Origin of the sequence: Nonomuraea sp. NPDC050404 (assembly GCF_040655495.1) — a bacterium.
Classification (GTDB): Bacteria; Actinomycetota; Actinomycetes; order Streptosporangiales; family Streptosporangiaceae; genus Nonomuraea.
Genome location: NZ_JBFAKB010000051.1, coordinates 23,269 through 39,077, shown reverse-complemented (window position 1 = coordinate 39,077; position 15,809 = coordinate 23,269). Strand labels below are relative to the sequence as shown.

General features: G+C 71.7%; 13 protein-coding genes. 1 reads left to right on the top strand and 12 read right to left on the bottom strand.

The features are described from left to right. Positions 1 to 6: 6 nt before the first annotated feature. The 8 genes from AB0I81_RS61250 to AB0I81_RS61215 are packed head-to-tail and all read right to left on the bottom strand — an operon-like array spanning position 7 to position 7,465. The gene (locus AB0I81_RS61250; protein WP_360679258.1) at positions 7 to 1,197 is read right to left on the bottom strand and encodes an ABC transporter permease; all 1,191 of its coding nucleotides are present in this window, start codon (positions 1,195 to 1,197) and stop codon (positions 7 to 9) included. After that, positions 1,194 to 1,859 carry an ABC transporter ATP-binding protein gene (locus AB0I81_RS61245; RefSeq protein WP_360679256.1) on the bottom strand — a complete coding sequence of 222 codons (666 nt, stop codon included), beginning with the start codon at positions 1,857 to 1,859 and terminating at the stop codon, positions 1,194 to 1,196. The genes AB0I81_RS61250 and AB0I81_RS61245 overlap by 4 nt, the downstream gene beginning before the upstream one ends. Then, positions 1,856 to 2,956: a peptidoglycan-binding domain-containing protein gene (locus tag AB0I81_RS61240; RefSeq protein WP_360679253.1), complete on the bottom strand. Its 1,101-nt coding sequence runs from the start codon at positions 2,954 to 2,956 to the stop codon at positions 1,856 to 1,858. Before AB0I81_RS61240 ends, AB0I81_RS61245 begins: the two co-directional genes overlap by 4 nt. Further along, entirely contained in the window at positions 2,953 to 3,480 is a 528-nt protein-coding gene (locus AB0I81_RS61235) for a hypothetical protein (RefSeq protein ID WP_360679250.1), read from the bottom strand. Before AB0I81_RS61235 ends, AB0I81_RS61240 begins: the two co-directional genes overlap by 4 nt. Beyond that, on the bottom strand, positions 3,477 to 4,250 hold the full coding sequence (locus tag AB0I81_RS61230) for an ABC transporter permease (RefSeq protein ID WP_360679247.1): 774 nt from the start codon (positions 4,248 to 4,250) through the stop codon (positions 3,477 to 3,479). The genes AB0I81_RS61235 and AB0I81_RS61230 overlap by 4 nt, the downstream gene beginning before the upstream one ends. A 2-nt stretch (positions 4,251 to 4,252) precedes the next feature. After that, positions 4,253 to 5,140 carry an ATP-binding cassette domain-containing protein gene (locus AB0I81_RS61225; RefSeq protein WP_360679245.1) on the bottom strand — a complete coding sequence of 296 codons (888 nt, stop codon included), beginning with the start codon at positions 5,138 to 5,140 and terminating at the stop codon, positions 4,253 to 4,255. Next, positions 5,137 to 6,888 carry an AAA family ATPase gene (locus AB0I81_RS61220; RefSeq protein ID WP_360679242.1) on the bottom strand — a complete coding sequence of 584 codons (1,752 nt, stop codon included), beginning with the start codon at positions 6,886 to 6,888 and terminating at the stop codon, positions 5,137 to 5,139. The genes AB0I81_RS61225 and AB0I81_RS61220 overlap by 4 nt, the downstream gene beginning before the upstream one ends. Positions 6,889 to 6,928: 40 nt before the next feature. Next, positions 6,929 to 7,465 (bottom strand): response regulator, encoded by a 537-nt coding sequence (locus tag AB0I81_RS61215; protein WP_360679240.1) that lies wholly within the window; start codon positions 7,463 to 7,465, stop codon positions 6,929 to 6,931. A gap of 261 nt (positions 7,466 to 7,726) precedes the next feature. On the opposite strand from AB0I81_RS61215, the gene AB0I81_RS61210 reads away from it, so the two are divergent. Further along, complete coding sequence (locus AB0I81_RS61210; protein WP_360679238.1) at positions 7,727 to 10,462, top strand: BTAD domain-containing putative transcriptional regulator; 2,736 nt, start codon at positions 7,727 to 7,729, stop codon at positions 10,460 to 10,462. A gap of 15 nt (positions 10,463 to 10,477) precedes the next feature. On the opposite strand, the gene AB0I81_RS61205 is transcribed toward AB0I81_RS61210, so the two are convergent. The 4 genes from AB0I81_RS61205 to lanKC all read right to left on the bottom strand — a co-directional run bounded on the left by AB0I81_RS61205 (position 10,478) and on the right by lanKC (position 15,805). Next, positions 10,478 to 11,395, bottom strand: a complete 918-nt coding sequence (locus AB0I81_RS61205; RefSeq protein ID WP_360679235.1) for an ATP-binding cassette domain-containing protein — start codon at positions 11,393 to 11,395, stop codon at positions 10,478 to 10,480. A gap of 203 nt (positions 11,396 to 11,598) precedes the next feature. Continuing rightward, positions 11,599 to 12,330 carry a hypothetical protein gene (locus tag AB0I81_RS61200; protein ID WP_360679233.1) on the bottom strand — a complete coding sequence of 244 codons (732 nt, stop codon included), beginning with the start codon at positions 12,328 to 12,330 and terminating at the stop codon, positions 11,599 to 11,601. Between the two features lie 2 nt (positions 12,331 to 12,332). Then, positions 12,333 to 13,250 (bottom strand): ATP-binding cassette domain-containing protein, encoded by a 918-nt coding sequence (locus AB0I81_RS61195; protein WP_360679230.1) that lies wholly within the window; start codon positions 13,248 to 13,250, stop codon positions 12,333 to 12,335. After that, positions 13,247 to 15,805 carry a class III lanthionine synthetase LanKC gene (lanKC, locus tag AB0I81_RS61190; protein WP_360679227.1) on the bottom strand — a complete coding sequence of 853 codons (2,559 nt, stop codon included), beginning with the start codon at positions 15,803 to 15,805 and terminating at the stop codon, positions 13,247 to 13,249. Before lanKC ends, AB0I81_RS61195 begins: the two co-directional genes overlap by 4 nt. Positions 15,806 to 15,809 lie beyond the last annotated feature (4 nt).

Below are 15,809 nucleotides of genomic sequence, written 5' to 3'. Positions count from 1 at the left end.
CCTCTCTCATTGGGCGGTCAACGCCACGGTCGGCGGGACGCGGGCGGCGCGGAGAGCCGGATAGATTCCGGCCAGCGCGCCGATCACCACGGTCATTCCTAATCCGCCGCCGAAGGCCCACATCGGGACCACCGTCGGCAACGAGTTGAACTGCGCGTAGCCGAAGGTCGCCAGCGAGCCGAGCAGCACCCCGGCCCCGCCGCCGAACAACGACAGCAGCAGCGCCTCCACCAGGAACTGGTCGCGGATCTGACCACGGGTGGCGCCGAACGACCTGCGCAGGCCGATCTCCCTGCGCCGCTCCAGCACGGCGACCACCATCGTGTTGGCCACCCCGACGCCGCCGACGAGCAGGGCGACCGCGCCGAGCCCGAGCATGAGCCCGGTGAACGCGCCCGCCGCCGCGGCCTTGGCCTTCAGCGCGTCCGACGGCCGGCTGACCTTGGCCTCGTTCGGGCTCTCCGGCATGACCGTGCGGGCCAGCATGGCGCGCACGCCCTCCACCGCCTCGTCGGTCGAACGTTCGTAGACGGTGGTCGGGTGGCCGTCGTGGCTGAGGTACTTCTCGGCCGCCGGGAAACCCATCAGCGCCGACCGCTCGATCTCCTCGGCCAGCGGCATCTTGTCCAGCACGCCGATGACGGTGAACCAGCGGTTGTTGATCCACACCTGGCCGTCGGGGATGACCAGGCCGAGCCGTTCCGCGGCCACCGAGCCGAGCACCACGACGGGCTGGCGTTCCGTGGCGGCGTTGAGCCAGGTGCCCTGGCGTACCCTGCCGTCGATGGTGGCCAGCAGGTTGAGGTCGGCGGCCTGCACCGTGATGCCCAGGGAGATGCCCGTGGGGATCAGGTCGTTGCGGCGCACCGTCGTACCGGTGTCGGCGGTCTGGCCCGCGTTGGTGACGCCGTCGAGGCGCTTGACCATCGCGGCGGCGTTCTCGGGCAGTTTGACCGAGGTGCCGAAGAGGCTGTCACCGGGAGAGACCCTGAGCAGGTTGGTGCCCAGCTCGTCGAGCTGGCGCAGCAACTTCTCCTGGCTGGAGGCGGAGATGCCGACGACCGTGACCATGGTGGCGATGCCGATCGCGATGCCGAGCGCGGCCAGGATCGCCCTGGCCGGCCTGGCCCGCAGGCCGGCCGTGCCGATCCTGGCCAGGTCCGTCGGCCGCAGCCGGGCCGGTCGCAGCGCCGTCATGAGACCTCGGATCTGACCAGCCCGTCGCGTACGCGCACGCGACGCGGACAGGCGACGGCCACCTCGGAGTCGTGCGTGATGATCGCGATGCTGATCCCCCGCGCGTTCAACGTCCTGAACAGCGACAACACCTCGGCCCCCGCCTCGGAGTCGAGGTTGCCGGTCGGCTCGTCGGCGAGCAGCAGCGGCGGCCTGCCCGCCACCGCGCGGGCGACCGCCACGCGCTGCATCTGCCCGCCGGACAGCTGGTACGGCCGGTGCCCCAGGCGGTGCGACAGCCCGACCAGGTCGAGCGCCGCCGCCGCGCGTTCCCTGCGCTGCCGCTTGGACAGGCCGCTGTAGAGCAGCCCGTCGGCCACGTTGTCCAGCGCGGTCAGGCCGGGCGACAGGTGGAACTGCTGGAAGACGAAGCCGATGTAGCGGGCCCGCAGTGCCGAGAGCTGGCTGTCGGACAACCTGCTGACGTCGTGGCCCGCCACCCGGACGGTGCCCGAGGTCGGGCGGTCGAGGGTGCCGGCGATCTGCAGCAGCGTGGACTTGCCCGAGCCCGACGGGCCGACGATGGACAACATCTCGCCCCTGCGCACGGTCAGGTCCACGTTGCGCAGGGCGTGCACCCGGCCGTAGCTCTTGCTGACCCCGCGGATCTCCAGGATGTTCATCGGCCCGACACCGTGATCTTCATGCCTTCGGCCAGCCCGGCGCCGCTCACCTCGACCCGGCCGTTGCCGAACGCCCCCGTCTTCACCGGCATCCGCTGCGCGGCCCCGTTCGCGTCGATGATCTCGATGCCGTAGCCGCCCTCCGGCAGCGCCAGCAGGGCCTCCACCGGCACGGTGAGCACATCCTTGGCACGCTGCCTGGTCAGCTCCACGGTCACCGGCGCCTCGTCGAGCGAGCCCGCTGCCTTCGCCGAGACCGAGATCTCCACCTCGACCGTGGCGCCCTTCTCCTGGTTGTCGGAGCGGTCCGCCTTCGTGGCCACCTTCGCCACATGGGTGATCTTGCCGCTGACCTTCTTGCCGTCGGCCATCTTGACGGTGACCTTCTTGCCCTTCTTGGCGATGTCCTGCTTGTCGGCGTCCAGGTTGATGCGGACCAGCCGGTCGGTGGAGGTGACGTCGAGGATCGGCCGGGTGGAGCCGACCTGGTCGCCCACCTCCACGGCGGTCTTGCCGACGCGTACCGACTCGGGCATGAAGACGACGTCGGCCGGGGTGACCTCGCCGTCACGTGCCATCCCGCTCTTCTTCTGCCACCGCTTCACGGCGCGTTCCGTCGCGTCGGTGAAGCGGGTGTCCACGGTCACGCCCTTGGCGAAGCCGAGCTTCTTCAGGTTCTGTTCGAGCTGCTTGACATCCGGGCCGCGCTTCACGCCGTCCTTCAGGGTCCGGTACGCGGGCAGCTTGCCGTACAGGAGGATCCGGGAGCGGCGGTCCACGCTGTAGAGCTGTTTGCCGCGCTTGATCTCCTTGCCCTCGGCGGGCAGGCTGGTGATCGTCCCGGTCGCGGCGGACTTGATCGTGCGGCTGTCGGCGTAGGTGAGCTTGCCGTCCACGCTCTCCTTGTCCGCCAGGTCGCCGCGGGTGATCTCCTTGGTGGCGGCGGACACGGGGCGCGCCGTACGCGTGGGCTCCGGCTTCGCGTGCGGGCCGGTGTCGAACAGCGCCGCCGAGGCGAACACGCCGCCCGCGGTGACCGCGCTGCCGACGACCGTGGTCCCCAGCGCGACGACGACGCCCTTGAGCCGGCCGTTCATCCGGTGCCTCCCTGGCCGGGCAGCAGCTTGACGCAGCCCTCCGCCGCCTTCTGCAGCTTGGGGTCGTTCGGGTCGAGTTTCTGGTTGACCGCCGGCGGGTCGGGCATGTCGATGCCCTGCTCGCGCATGCAGCGGGCGTACTGGATGACCGCGTCCCTGGCCTTCGGGTCGTCGAAGGGGTTCGGGATCTGCGAGGTGTACTTCTCGCAGGCCTTCATCGCCTTCTGCAGGGTCGCCTGGTCCCCCGTGTACTTGTACGTCTTGTCCTCGGGCGAACCGGGGTCGGGCACGTCGATGCCCTGCTCGCGCAGGCACTGGGCGACCTTCAGCAGCGCGTCGTCCGGATCGACCGTGGCGCCCGCCTGCGGCTGGCCGGCGGGCTGGCTCTGCTTCTTGGCCGCCGCCGCTGCCTGCGCGGATGGAGTCCCGGCGATGGCGATCGAGATGGGGTGCCGCTCGTCACGTGCGGCGCACCCGCCCGCCAGCAGGGCGAGCGCGACCACGGCCAGGGTGACCGCTCTCATTTCGTACCCTCCCAGTTGAAGACGCGCCTGGTCACGAGGTTGACCACGACGGCGGTCGCGACCAGCCCGGCCACCGCCGGCCAGGTCTCCGACAGCCGTCCCACGTACGCGCCGAACACGAAGTCGTTGAGCTGGGCCAGCGGGTTGACCGTGGTGACCTGGTAGAACCACGGCGCCACGCCCTCCCAGCCCTCGCGCGGCACGCCCAGCCCGCTGCCGAGGAACAGCAGCACGAAGCAGAGCGGCGCGGCGATCCTGGTGCCGGCCCGCGGCATCCGCAGGCCGCCGAGCAGCAGCCCGGCGCTGACCGAGCAGTACGTCACCGCCAGCAGCGCCGCCAGCAGGCCCAGCGGATGCCAGGAGCGGGGCGGGCCGTAGATGACGAAGGTGACGGCCATGAACAGCGCCGTGGACGCCGCCACCAGCACGACGGCCACGATCGCCTGAGCCGTGATGTACGCCCCGTCCCGCATCGGGCTGCGCCGCAACCGCCCGAGCAGCCCCGTGTCCCGCATCTCCGACAGGTGCAGGGTCAGCACCAGGATCCCGGCCGAGGCGGCGACCGTGCCGGCCATCTCGGGCAGCAGCCGGTCGATGACCCTGACGCCCGGCATCGCGCCGAACTCCAGGGTGGGGAAGGAGAAGCCGATGAACAACATCAGCGCGAACAACATCACGAACGGCAGGGCGAGCACGGCCAGCAGCGCCAGCGGCGTGCGCACCAGCAGGGCCAGTTGCGCCCGTACGAGGGTCCAGACTGTCGCGGCCATGCTCATGCCTCCAGGGCTGCGGGTTCGGGCACGGCCGACAGCGTGAGGTAGGCGTCCCTCAGCGTGGGCCGGCGGATCGACCAGACCCGGTCGCCGCCCATCGGCGCCAGCTCCTGGATCGCCGCCTCCAGCGCCGGGCGGTTGCCGTACAGGTAGGTCGCGGCGGCGCAGGGCAGCACGCGTACCTCGGAGAGCCGGTCAACCCGCAGGTGCGGCGGCACGCTCAGCACGTGCACGGAGCCGAGCAGCCCGATCAGCCTGGAGGGGCTGCCCTCGGCCAGCACGCGGCCCTCGCGCAGCAGCACCACCCGGTCGGCCAGCCGCTCGGCCTGGGCGAGGTCGTCGAGCAGCACGCACACCCCGCCGTAGCCGGAGCGCAGCTCGCCGATCGCGTGCTCGACGCGGCTCCTGCCGCCCTCCCTGAGCCCGGCGGTCGGGTCGTCGAGCAGCACCAGCTCGGGATTGCCGACCAGGGCCAGGCCGATCATGACCAGCCTGCGCTGGCCGTCGCTGAGCGCCCCGAAGCGCTTGGCCAGCAGCGGCTCCAACTCCAGCAGGTCGATCAGTCGGCCGGACAGGCCGCGCGTGCCGTACAGGCGGGAGAACAGCCTGATGGCGTCGCCGATCCGCATCCGGTCGGGCAGCCGCTCGCCGCGCAGGGCGGCGCCCATCCCCGCCGGCCGCCGGTCACCCGGGCCGACCGTCGCGCCCAGCATCTCGATCTGGCCCGCGTCCGGCTCCGTCTCGCCTGCCAGGCACTCCATCAACGCGCCCGCGCCGCCGCCCGGCGGGCCGACCACGCAGACGACCTCGCCTCTCTCGACGGTGAAGGAGACCTCCTCCAGCGCCGGCGACAGGGACAGGTCGGTGACCGCGAGCAGGGCCGTCATGACGCCACCCCCGAGTTGAAGTGGTCGGCGATCGTGGCGCCGACCTCCAGGTAGGCGTCCCTGGTGGAGGTGCGCAGCAGGTCCAGGTCCACTTCTGAGCCCTGCTCCAGGTGCGGGTCGAACGGGATGCCGATCACCGCCCGGCAGCGCTTGGTGAAGTGCTCCTGCAGTTCGGTGACGTTGACGGCGTTCCTGCGCGGGTTCTTCACCGCCGAGAGCACCACGACGGCGCTGACGGCCAGGTCCTGGTGCCCGTGGGCCTGCAGCCAGTCGAGGGTGGCGGAGGCCGATCGCGCGCCGTCCACCGTGACGGGGCTGACCAGGACGATCTGGTCGGCCATGTCCAGGATCGCGCTCATCGCCGAGTGCAACATGCCGGTGCCGCAGTCGGTGATCGCGATCGAGTAGAACTGCTCCAGGATCTGCGCGACCGCCCGGTAGTCGTCGGCGTTGAACGCCTCCGAGATGGCCGGGTCCCGGTCGGAGGCCAGCACCTCCAGCCGCGAAGGGGCCTGGGAGGTGTAGGAGCGCACGTCGGCGTAGCGCCACAGTCCGCCCCGGTCGTTGAGCAGGTGCCGTACGGTGGCCGGCGACTCCATCCTGAGCTTCTCCGACAACGTGCCGCGGTCGGGGTTGGCGTCTACGGCGATGACCCGGTCGCCCCGGTTGTGCGCGAGGGTCGAGCCCAGGCCGATGGTGGTCGTGGTCTTGCCGACGCCGCCCTTGAGGCTCATCACCGCGACCCTGAAGTGGCCCGCGGTGACCGGCTGCCTGATGCGCTCGATCAGCTCCTGTCGCCGACGCTCCGCCTTCGAGTCGCCGAGCCGGATGAGGCCGCCGCTCAGCGTGAAGACGGCCTTGCGCCACCCTCCGGCGGGCGGACGGCGGCGAGTGCGCAACAACCGGTCCGGACGCAGGCTCTCGGCGGTCGTCCCCGCCACCGGCACCCCATGGTCGGCCCCGGCCGTCCGGGGCGTGGCGGACGGCGGCTGAGGTCCGGTGTCGCCCGGCGTCTGGGCTCCGGTACGGCCCTGCGGCCGGGCTCCGGCGCGGCCGGACGACTGGGCCCCGGTGCCGCCGGACGACTGGGCCCCAGTGCGGCCGGATGACTGGGCTCCGGCGTGGCCCGGCGTCTGGGCTCCGGCGTGGCCGGGCGGCGGAAAGGCGGGCGGCTCTGACGGGCCAGCCTGCGGGGCGGCCGTCGGCTTCGCCTGGTGAGCCTGCGGGAAGGACACCGTCTCGGAGGCCGCCGCCTCGGGCTCACCGCTCTGAGGCGGCGGGAAGACCGGCACATCGGGGCCACCACTCTGGGGCGGCGGGAAGACCGGAGTCCCGGGGCCGGTGGGTGGCGGTGGGAACACGGGGTCGGCGTTCTGGGTCGGCGGGCCGGTGGGTGGCGGTGGGAACACGGGCACGTCGGGCATGGCGGGCTCCCAGGACGGTCGGCCGAGCAGGTTCGGGGGCGTCTGGAAGGCGTTCAGCCCCGGTGGCGGCTGGATCGGGCCCGGCGGCGGGCCCACGGTGGGCCGGCCCTTCCCGCCGGGCCGTTCCGGAGGGTCGCCCGCGGCGAAATGCCCGACCTGCCGATCATCGTCCGTGCCCGGTTCCCACCACTGGGGAGGTTCGGGAGGCGGACGCTCCTTGGACAGTTTCGGCGGCTGGAAGCGGATGGTGCGCGTGGCGTCCGGATCCACACTGAGTCGTTCCCCGTTGACTTCCACCGTGACCTCGTCGTCCTCGCCGTGCATGATCCACCCGTTCGCGATCGGTACGTTCGGTGTCGTTGCGTCAGGGCCGGCCCGGCCGCCGGCCGGTGCGGGCGGCTTCTTGATGGCCGTACGCACTGATCGTGACCAGCGCGCCGGACCCCTCACCTGAGGCGGCCCGCCGGTCCGCGGTGCGCGGGTCGTCCTCGGTGGTCATGGAGGCGACGGAAAGTTCGGTGTCCAGGTACCGGCCGCCGGCGGCGACCTTGCGGATGGCGGCGGCCAGTTCTTCGGCCGGCGCCTCCTTGCCGAGGAAGCCGCGCACCCCCACGGCCATCGCCCTGCGCAGGTAGTCCGGCCGGCCGATGCTGGTCAGGACCACGATCGCGCAGTGGTCGCCGAGCTTCGGAGCGGCGGTCAGACCGTCCACGCCGGTGAGTTCGGCATCGAGCACGGCCACGTCGGGCGAATGCCGGCCGACCGCCTCCGCGATCTCATCGCCGTGGCCGGCCTCCGCGACCACGTCGATGCCCTCCTCCATGGCGAGCAGGGTGGCCAGCACGCGCCGGGTCTGTTCGTCGGCGGCGAGTAAAACGCTGATCGGCGACGCGATTGGCATACCACGAGTCTGACTCTGGGCTATTTGCCCCGGTAGGAGCCTATGTCATCGAAGCGATGTGACATCTATCATGCGCTTAAGACGACAAAGAGGAATATTTCGTGCACTAGGGGATAAATAACCCAGCAACACTTGTCAAGATCCCTTAATTTAAGGCAAGCCGAAAGTGTGTTGCAAGTCAGTGCCGTCACACTTGCGATGGCCACGATTGAGCTGTCCGAACGATGATCGGAAAGCGGCAAAAGGGGGCAGGTGCTGTTGATGCACTTCGGAATCCTGGGGCAACCGGCAATCTGGCGGCAAGGCGACGAGATCAGGCTCAGCACCCGCAGGTCACGAGCGGTGCTGGCACACCTGCTACTGAGCCCGGGGCACTCGGCATCGGCAGAGGGCCTCATCGACGCGATCTACGGGGACACACCGGCCAAGAGCGCCAGGAACCAGGTGCATCGCGGGATCGGCGAGCTTCGGCGCAGCGGCGTCACGATCGACGTGCAGGACAACGTCTACCGCCTCGACGCCGACGAGGACCACATCGACGCCTTCCAGTTCATGCGCCTGTACGACCAGGCCGGTCGGCAGACCGCCGACGGAGACCACGCCAAGGCCGCCGAGACCCTGGGCGCCGCGCTCGAACTGTGGCGCGGCCCGGCGCTGTCCGGCCTGGAGAGCGAGGCGTTCCTGACCGAGGCGGCGGCCTGGAACGAGCGGCGGCTGGCCGCCGTCGAGGCCCGCATCGACGCCGCCCTGGTGCTCGGACGGCACCGCGAGCTGATCGCGGAGCTGCAGCACCTGACCGACCAGCACCCACTCAAGGAACGTTTCCACGCGCAGCTCATGATCGCCCTCTACCGCTCGCACCGGGCCAGCGAGGCGCTGCAGGTCTTCACCGACATGACCGAGCGACTGCGCGGCGAACTCGGCACCGACCCCAGCCCCGCGCTGAGCGACCTGCGGCTGCGGATCCTGCGCCAGGACGTGGTGCTGGACTCGGAGGACCTGGACGCGCAGGTGCCCAGGCAACTTCCCGCCCGCCCAGGCGTGCTGCCGGGGCGCGACGCGGACCTGCGGCGGACCATCGACGCGCTGTCGGAACGGCTGACGCCCCCGCTCGTGGTGATCACCGGCTCGGCCGGCGTCGGCAAGACCGCGCTCGGGCTGGAGGCCGCGCACCGGGTGTCCGGCGGCTTCCCCGATGGGCAGTTATTCGCCGACGACCTCGCCGACCCGGCCGAGGTGCTGGCGGACTTCCTGACCACGCTCGGGGTGGCGGCCGAGGAGATCCCCGAGGGCGCCGGGGCGCGCGCCGCGCTCCTGCGCAGCCTCCTGGCCGTGCGCCGGGTGCTCATCATGCTGGACGGCGTGACCGACGCGGAGCAGGTGCTGCCGTTCCTGCCCGGCCGCTCCGGCTCGGCCGTACTTGTGACCAGCGGTTCTCCGCTGGCGCTGCCCCGCGACGCGGTCACGGTGACCGTCTCCGCGCTGGACGCCGCCGCGGCCAGGACCCTGCTGGCGACGGGCGCGGGATGGAGCAGGATGCGGGCCGAGCCCGCGGCCGCCGACCGCATCGTGGCGCTGTGCGCCGGGCTGCCCGCCGCTCTGAACATCGTGGCCGCCAAGCTGGCCGCCCGGCCGCAACTCGGCCTGCCGCGCCTGGCCGACCGCCTGGCCGAGCCGTCGAGGATGATCGGCGAGTTGCGGCACGGCGGCAAGGGCATCATGTCCACACTGCTGAACGGCTACCACGCGCTGCCTGCGGCGCCGCGCTCGCTGATCCGCAGGATCGGCTTCCACGGCGTCCCCGACCTCACCCCCACGACCGCCGCCGCACTCGCCGACGTTCCCCTTGACACGGCCGAGGACCTGCTGGAAGAGCTGTCCGAAACCCATTTCGTCAAACCCCTCTCCGACGGCGCCCGCTACCGCTGCCACGAGCTGATGCTGGCGTTCGGCGCCGCCCGCGCCCGGGTCGAGGACGACGAGCGCGACCTGACCGAGGCCGTGGAACGGGCCTTCGGAAGCTGGCTGGCCCTGACCGACGCCGCGCACGAGTCGATGCGCGGCAAGGACGGCTCCATCCCGCGCGGCACCGCGCCCCGCTTCAGCGCCGCCGGCGCGCGGGCCTGGATGGGACAGGGCTCGGCCTGGTTCGAGGCGAACATCGGCACCCACCTGTCCCTGGTACGGCGGGCCGTGTCCAAGCCCGAGACCTGCTGGGAGCTGGCCGTGGCGCCGCTGGCGATCTTCGAGGGCGGCGCCCACTTCCACGAGTGGCTGGAGTCGCACCAGGTCGCGCTGGCGAGTGTCAGGCGGGGGGCCAACGTACGTGGGCACGCCGTGCTGACGTACTCGCTGGGTTATCGCTCGTTGCTGGTGGGCGACCACATCGGCGCGGCGCGGCAGTTGCGGGAGGCGCTCGCGCTCTTCCAGGGCCTGGGCGACGAGCAGGGGCGGGGGCTGACCCTCAACCTGATCGGCGACCTCGACCGGATGCACCGCACGCCGGCCATGGCGCGGGAGACCTACCAGGAGGCGGCCACGGCGCTGCACCGCAGCGGTGACGGGATCGCCGAGGCCGAGGCCCTGGTCGGGCTGGCCACGGTGTTGCAGAGCACCGGCGACGAGGCCGGTTCGCAGAGCTGCCTGGACCGGGCGCTCGGCCTGTGCAGGGAGGCGGGCAGCCTGCGCAGCGAGGCCCGCATCCGGCGGGCCGTGGCCATGCACGCGACCAAGGCGGGGACGCCGGAGAAGGCCTGCCCCGAGCTGATCGAGGCGCTGGAGATCGCCATCCACATCGGCGACCGGGTGGTGCAGTCCGACATCCTGCTCGACCTCGGCACGACCCGGATCCTGCTGGGCGACCCCAAGGCGGCCTTCGACGACCTGGCGACCGCCGAGGAGATCGCCAGGGTCGCCGGGATGGAACGTACGGCCCGCCGCGCGAAACTGGCCCGCGCCTTCATCAACGGCGGCGGCCTGGGCATTCACCCCGCCTAGCCACCGGGGCCCGGCTCACTCGTGCCCGTTGTCCGGGGGCGAGTCGGTTTCGGGGTGGGTGGCGGTGGTGAAGGCCATGTGCGGGCCGCGTTCCTCGGTGAGGGCGAACAGCGCGACGCCGGCGTCGCGGGCGACCCTGCCGAGCTGGGCCGAGCCCAGGCCGCTGATCAGCACGCGCTGGCCGTTGATGTCGAGAACCTGGCCGCCCGCGCCGTTCACCGCGGTGGCGAGCTCCTGGGGCTGGTCGGACAGGACGCTGAGGGTGTTCGGCTGGAACCGGTCCACGAAGGCCGCGGCCGAGCCGCTGCCCACGATCTCACCCTGCGCGATCACCACCAGGTCGTCCACCAGATCCTCCAGCTCGGCCAGCAGATGGCTGGCGATGAGGACCGTGCGCCCCTGGCCGCGCAGCTCGCGCAGCACGTCCTTGATCCAGGTGATGCCCTCGGGGTCGAGCCCGTTCATCGGCTCGTCCAGGAGCACGATCTCCGGGTCGCCCGCCAGCGCGATGGCCAGCGCGAGGCGCATCAGCATGCCGCGCGAGAAGGAGCCGGTGCGCCGGCCGGCCACCTCGGACAGACCCACCCTGGCCAGGAGTTCCTCCGCGTCGGCGGCCGCGCCGGCCAGCCGGGCGGCCCAGCGGACGCTGTCCACGGCGCGGCGGGAGGGGTGCGCGCAGTGGCCGTCCAGCACCGCGCCGATCTTGCGGGCGGGAACCGGCCATTCGTGCAGCGGTTTGCCGTCGATGAGCGCGGCCCCCGAAGTGGGGCGGACGAGTTCGAGAAAAAGGCGCAGCGTCGTTGTTTTGCCCGCGCCGTCGGGCCCGAGAAAACCGGTGATTGCACCGGCACGGACCTCGAAGCTCACATTTTTCACGGCTTCCAGTGAGCCGAATCGTTTGGTGAGGTTCTCCGCCTGCAGAATGGCCTTCATGCGGGACGGAACCCCACTTCCTCTGCGACCGGGAAGCTGGAGCGCCAAGAACCGTTGTCAACCGCCGCAATTCCCGTGACAGTGCGATTACCCAAAAGCAGTGCTTTGGGCACATATAAACACCAAGGTCAACATGGTGTCAACAGTCAGGAGCGGCTCCCGGGCCGCGGAACCCCGGCTGAGGTCCCGCGGCCCCGTGACGATCAGCCGAGGTCACGGCGCTGGTGCAAGTACAGCGCCAGGCCCGCCGCGATCCCCACGTACAGCGTGAACATCCCCAGCCCAGGCAGGGCCCCGAGGCTGAGGTTGGCCGCGGCGGCGCCGACCGTCTTGAACGGCAGGAACGCCACCACCTCCGCCGGGACCGTGTAGACCAGCACCGCCTCGGCGGCCAGCGCCCAGATCAGCAGCGCGGAGATGGCTCCGGCGGTGTTCCTGAGCAACATGCCGACCGCCGCGCCCAGCACGGTCGCCAGCGGCACAGCCACCAGGTGGGTGAGGATGAGCATGGTGCCGTCGCCGTCCAGCGGGGAGAACCGGCTGCCGCCGGTGATCAGCCCGCCCACCCAGGCCGCGGCCAGCGCGACGATCGTGATGACCAGCGCGACGGCCGCAGCGGCGGCGAACTTGGCGGCCACCACCCGGTTGCGCCACGGGGCCATGACCGAGGTGATGCGGAAGGTGCCACTGCGCATGTCGCCGGTCGCGATCAGCACGCCGAGCACCAGCATCGCGTAGATGACCACCTCCATGGGCAGCGTGATGACCTGCACCGAGGTGCCGAGCCCCGGCACGTTGCCCTGGTCGTCCACCGCGCCGCCCATGATGGCGCCGCCGACCCCGGCCACCACGATGGCCGCGATCGCGGTGATCAGGTAGCTGCGCAGCGTACGGAACTTGATGATCTCAGCGGCCAGCAGATCGGTGAAACTCATGATCAGCCCACCTCCCCCTTGATCTCGGCCTTCTCGGCCGTCGCCTGGTTGAACGCCTTGAGCAGGCTCCGCTCCTCGCGGAGCTCGTAGATCGCGATGCCGCTGCTCTTCGCGAGCTGTCCCACCGCGTCCGGTTCCAGGCCGGTGACCTGGAGTCGCTGCGCGTCGGCCAGGCTGACGAGCCGGCCGCCCGCGCCGGTGATGGCGGCGCCGAGCGCCTGCGGGTTGTCGCACTGGATGCTGACGGTCTGCGTCTGGAAGCGCTGGATGAACGCCTGCGCCGCGCCGGCCCCGACGATCTTGCTCTGCGCGATGACGACCAGGTCGTCGACCAGGTCCTCCATCTCGGCCAGCAGGTGGCTGGAGACGAACACCGTCCTGCCCTGGTCCTTGAACTGCCGCAGCAGTCCCTTCATCCAGGTGATGCCCTCGGGGTCGAGCCCGTTCATCGGCTCGTCCAGCATGACCACCTCAGGGTTGCCCACCAGGGCGATGGCCAGCGCCAGCCGCTGCCGCATGCCCAGCGAGAAACGCCCGGCCCGCTTGCCGGCCACCGCCGACAGGCCCACCCGGTCCAGCAGCACCTCGGCCTGGTTCTCCTTCACCCCGGCCAGCCGGGCGGCCCAGCGCACGCTGTCGATGGCCCGGCGGCTGGGGTGGGCGCACTGGGTGTCCAGCACCGCGCCGATCTTGCGGGCGGGCACCGGCCACTCGTGGATCGGCTTGCCGTCAATGTGCGCCGCGCCGCTGCTCGGCCGGTCCAGGCCCAGGAAGAGGCGCATCGTCGTCGACTTGCCCGCCCCGTTGGGCCCGAGGAACCCGGTGATCGCGCCGGAGCGCACGGCGAAGCTCGCGTTGCTGACCGCGAGCGCGGGTCCGTACCGCTTGGTGAGGCCCTCTGCCCTCAGCATCGGTTTCATCTGATCTCCTGTTGTGTCGATGTGGTGATGTCGTGGCGGATGGCCGCGGGTTCCAGGAACGGGAGACCGGTGCCGCCGCCCAGGGCGGTGTGCAGGGCGAGGAGCACGCCGGCCGAGCCGGTGGCCAGGTCGGCGGAGAGCCGCAGCGCCTGCTCCCCGATGAAGGCGATGTGACCGTCCTGCGGTACGCCGTGCCAGGCCAGGTGTGTCAGGTGACGCGCCAGCCTGGGCGAGTCCGGCCGCTCCCCGAGCCGGGCCAGCGCCAGCATGACCCCGGCCCGGCCGGCGAACAGCCCGGCGCCGGTGACGACGTGGTCGGCGACCGCGCGGCGCAGGTCGTCGAGCACCTCCAGCAGTTCGGGGTCGGGGTAGTGCTCGATCAGCAGTCGCAGCACCATGGCCACGCCCGCGCCGCCCAACTCCAGGACCGGCTCGCGCCAGGGCGCGCCGATCGGGGCGGGAACCCCCGTGCCCGCGCCCATCACCGCCAGGTCGCGGCGGAGCGCGGCCTCGGCGTGCCGCAGCAGCGCCGGGTCCCTGCTCTGGGCGTAGAGCCGCAGGAGCAGCAGCGCGGCCCCGGTGCCACCGTGCATCAGCCCGGGCGGCGGTCCTTCTGTCTTGAGCGGCAGGCGTTCGATGAGCCGCTCGGTGACCTCGCCGCAGTCGCGTCCGAAGTGGTGCAGCGTCAGGCCGGTGCCCGCCAGCCCGGAGAACAACCCGATCCCCGGCACCCGGTCCAGCGGGATCGCGGCCGCCCGGTCGAGCGTCTCCAGCGCCTCGTCGGTACGGCCCAGCCGGTCCAGGGCGTAGGCGACGCCGCTCAGCCCGTCGTAGAACCCGGGCCGCGTCACGCTCCCGTCGCGGGAACCGCGTACCAGCCAGTCCACCTGCTCTCGCGGCACGTCCGCCCCGGCCTGGGCCAGCGCCCAGAGCACGCCGGCCGCGCCGTGGGCGAAGGCGATCCCGCCGCCCGGGATGTGGAACTGCGCGATGTCACCGGGAAAGAGCCGGTCCGTACGGCCGGGCGTCGCGGTCGCCGCGATACCGCCCGCGATCGCGGCACGCAGCTCAGGCCAGGCCGCCGCGCCGGGCTCCGGCCAGGCCAGCGGCGGCCGGTCGGCGGGCTGGGCGACCAGGTCGTTCCAGTGCGGCGACGGTCCCAGGTCGCGGCGGACCCGCTCGGCGAAGTCGGCGGGCACGGGGAAGTACGTGGTGATCAGGTCCAGCAGTTGCGCGCCCTTGTCGGCGCCCCACGGCAGCAGCGCCGTCATGGGCACGAAGAGGGCCAGCCGGATGCAGCCGAGCCCGAAGCGGTCCACCTCGACGCCGGTGTAGCGGGGCGGCGCGACGAAACCGGGCGCGGCCATCACCTGGACCAGGTTCCTGTCGGCCTCCGTGGCGCCTTCCAGGTCGATGAAGGCGATGGTGTCGTCGGCGCGGACCAGGATGTTGGCCGGGTGCAGGTCACCGAAGACCACGCCCCGCTCGTGCATCGCGGCGACGGCCTCCTCCGCCTGCGCCAGGATCTTCAGCGCCCACTCGGTGTAGGCGGCGAAGTCGGCGGCGGAGCGGTCGGGCCGCAGGAGCGGGTTGCGGCGGGCGATCTCGCGGCCCAGCGGCTCGCCGTCCACGTGTTCGCGGGCCAGGAAGTAGTGTTCGTGGCCGATCCGGTAGTCGATCACCCGTGGGATCCAGGGCAGGCCGGAGAGCTGGTCCAGGGCCCAGTGCTCGCGTTCCAGCCGGGCGACGGCGTCGCGGCCCTCCTGGTCGAGCCCGGCCAGCGGCCTGGCCTCCTTCAGCACCACCACCTCGCCCGACCTGGTGTCGGTGGCGTAGTAGACGCCGCCGCCGTTGGAGAAGTGGAAGGCCTTGGTGGCGCGGAAGGGGAAGTCCCGCAGCGTGCCCCGGTTGCGTGCCTCCAGCGCCTCGGTCAGGAAGTCGGGCAACTCGGCCCACGGGGGCGGGCGGAAGGACGGGCCCCGGACGTCGGGCACGAGGTTCCCGTCCGGGTCCTCGACGCAGTGGACGGTCTCGCCGTACTCGTTCTGGATCGTGCGCTCGACGAACGCGCCGTAGCGGACGTACAGCGGCCCGGAACGCCAGCGCAGGTCGCTGAGGATGTGCGGGCCGCGCTCGCCGTCCAGCAGGTCGCCCAGCTCGTTGAGGATCTTCTCCAGCTGCTGGTCGTCGCCCGGGTAGATGGTGGCGAACTTGCCCGCGCTGCCGCGGTCGGCGTACTTGCCGTTGCGCCGCCGCAGCACGGTCTCCGAGCGCAGGAACTTGAAGCTGACGCGGTGCGCGACGCAGTAGTCCCAGATCGTGGCGAGGATCCGGGCCGCGTTCTCCGCGGTCGCCGTGACGTGGATCTTCCAGCCCTGCCGCTGGAAACGTTCGACGGGCGCGTTGAAGATGATCCAGTCGGCGTTGTCGTCACGTCTCCAGTCCGCCGGCATGGGTGTCGCCGCGGGCGCGAACTCGGCCGCCGCGGGCGGCTCGACGACGTCGTAGTAGGGCTCGCCCGGCGGGCAGTGCCGCAGATATTCGATGAACTCCATCGCT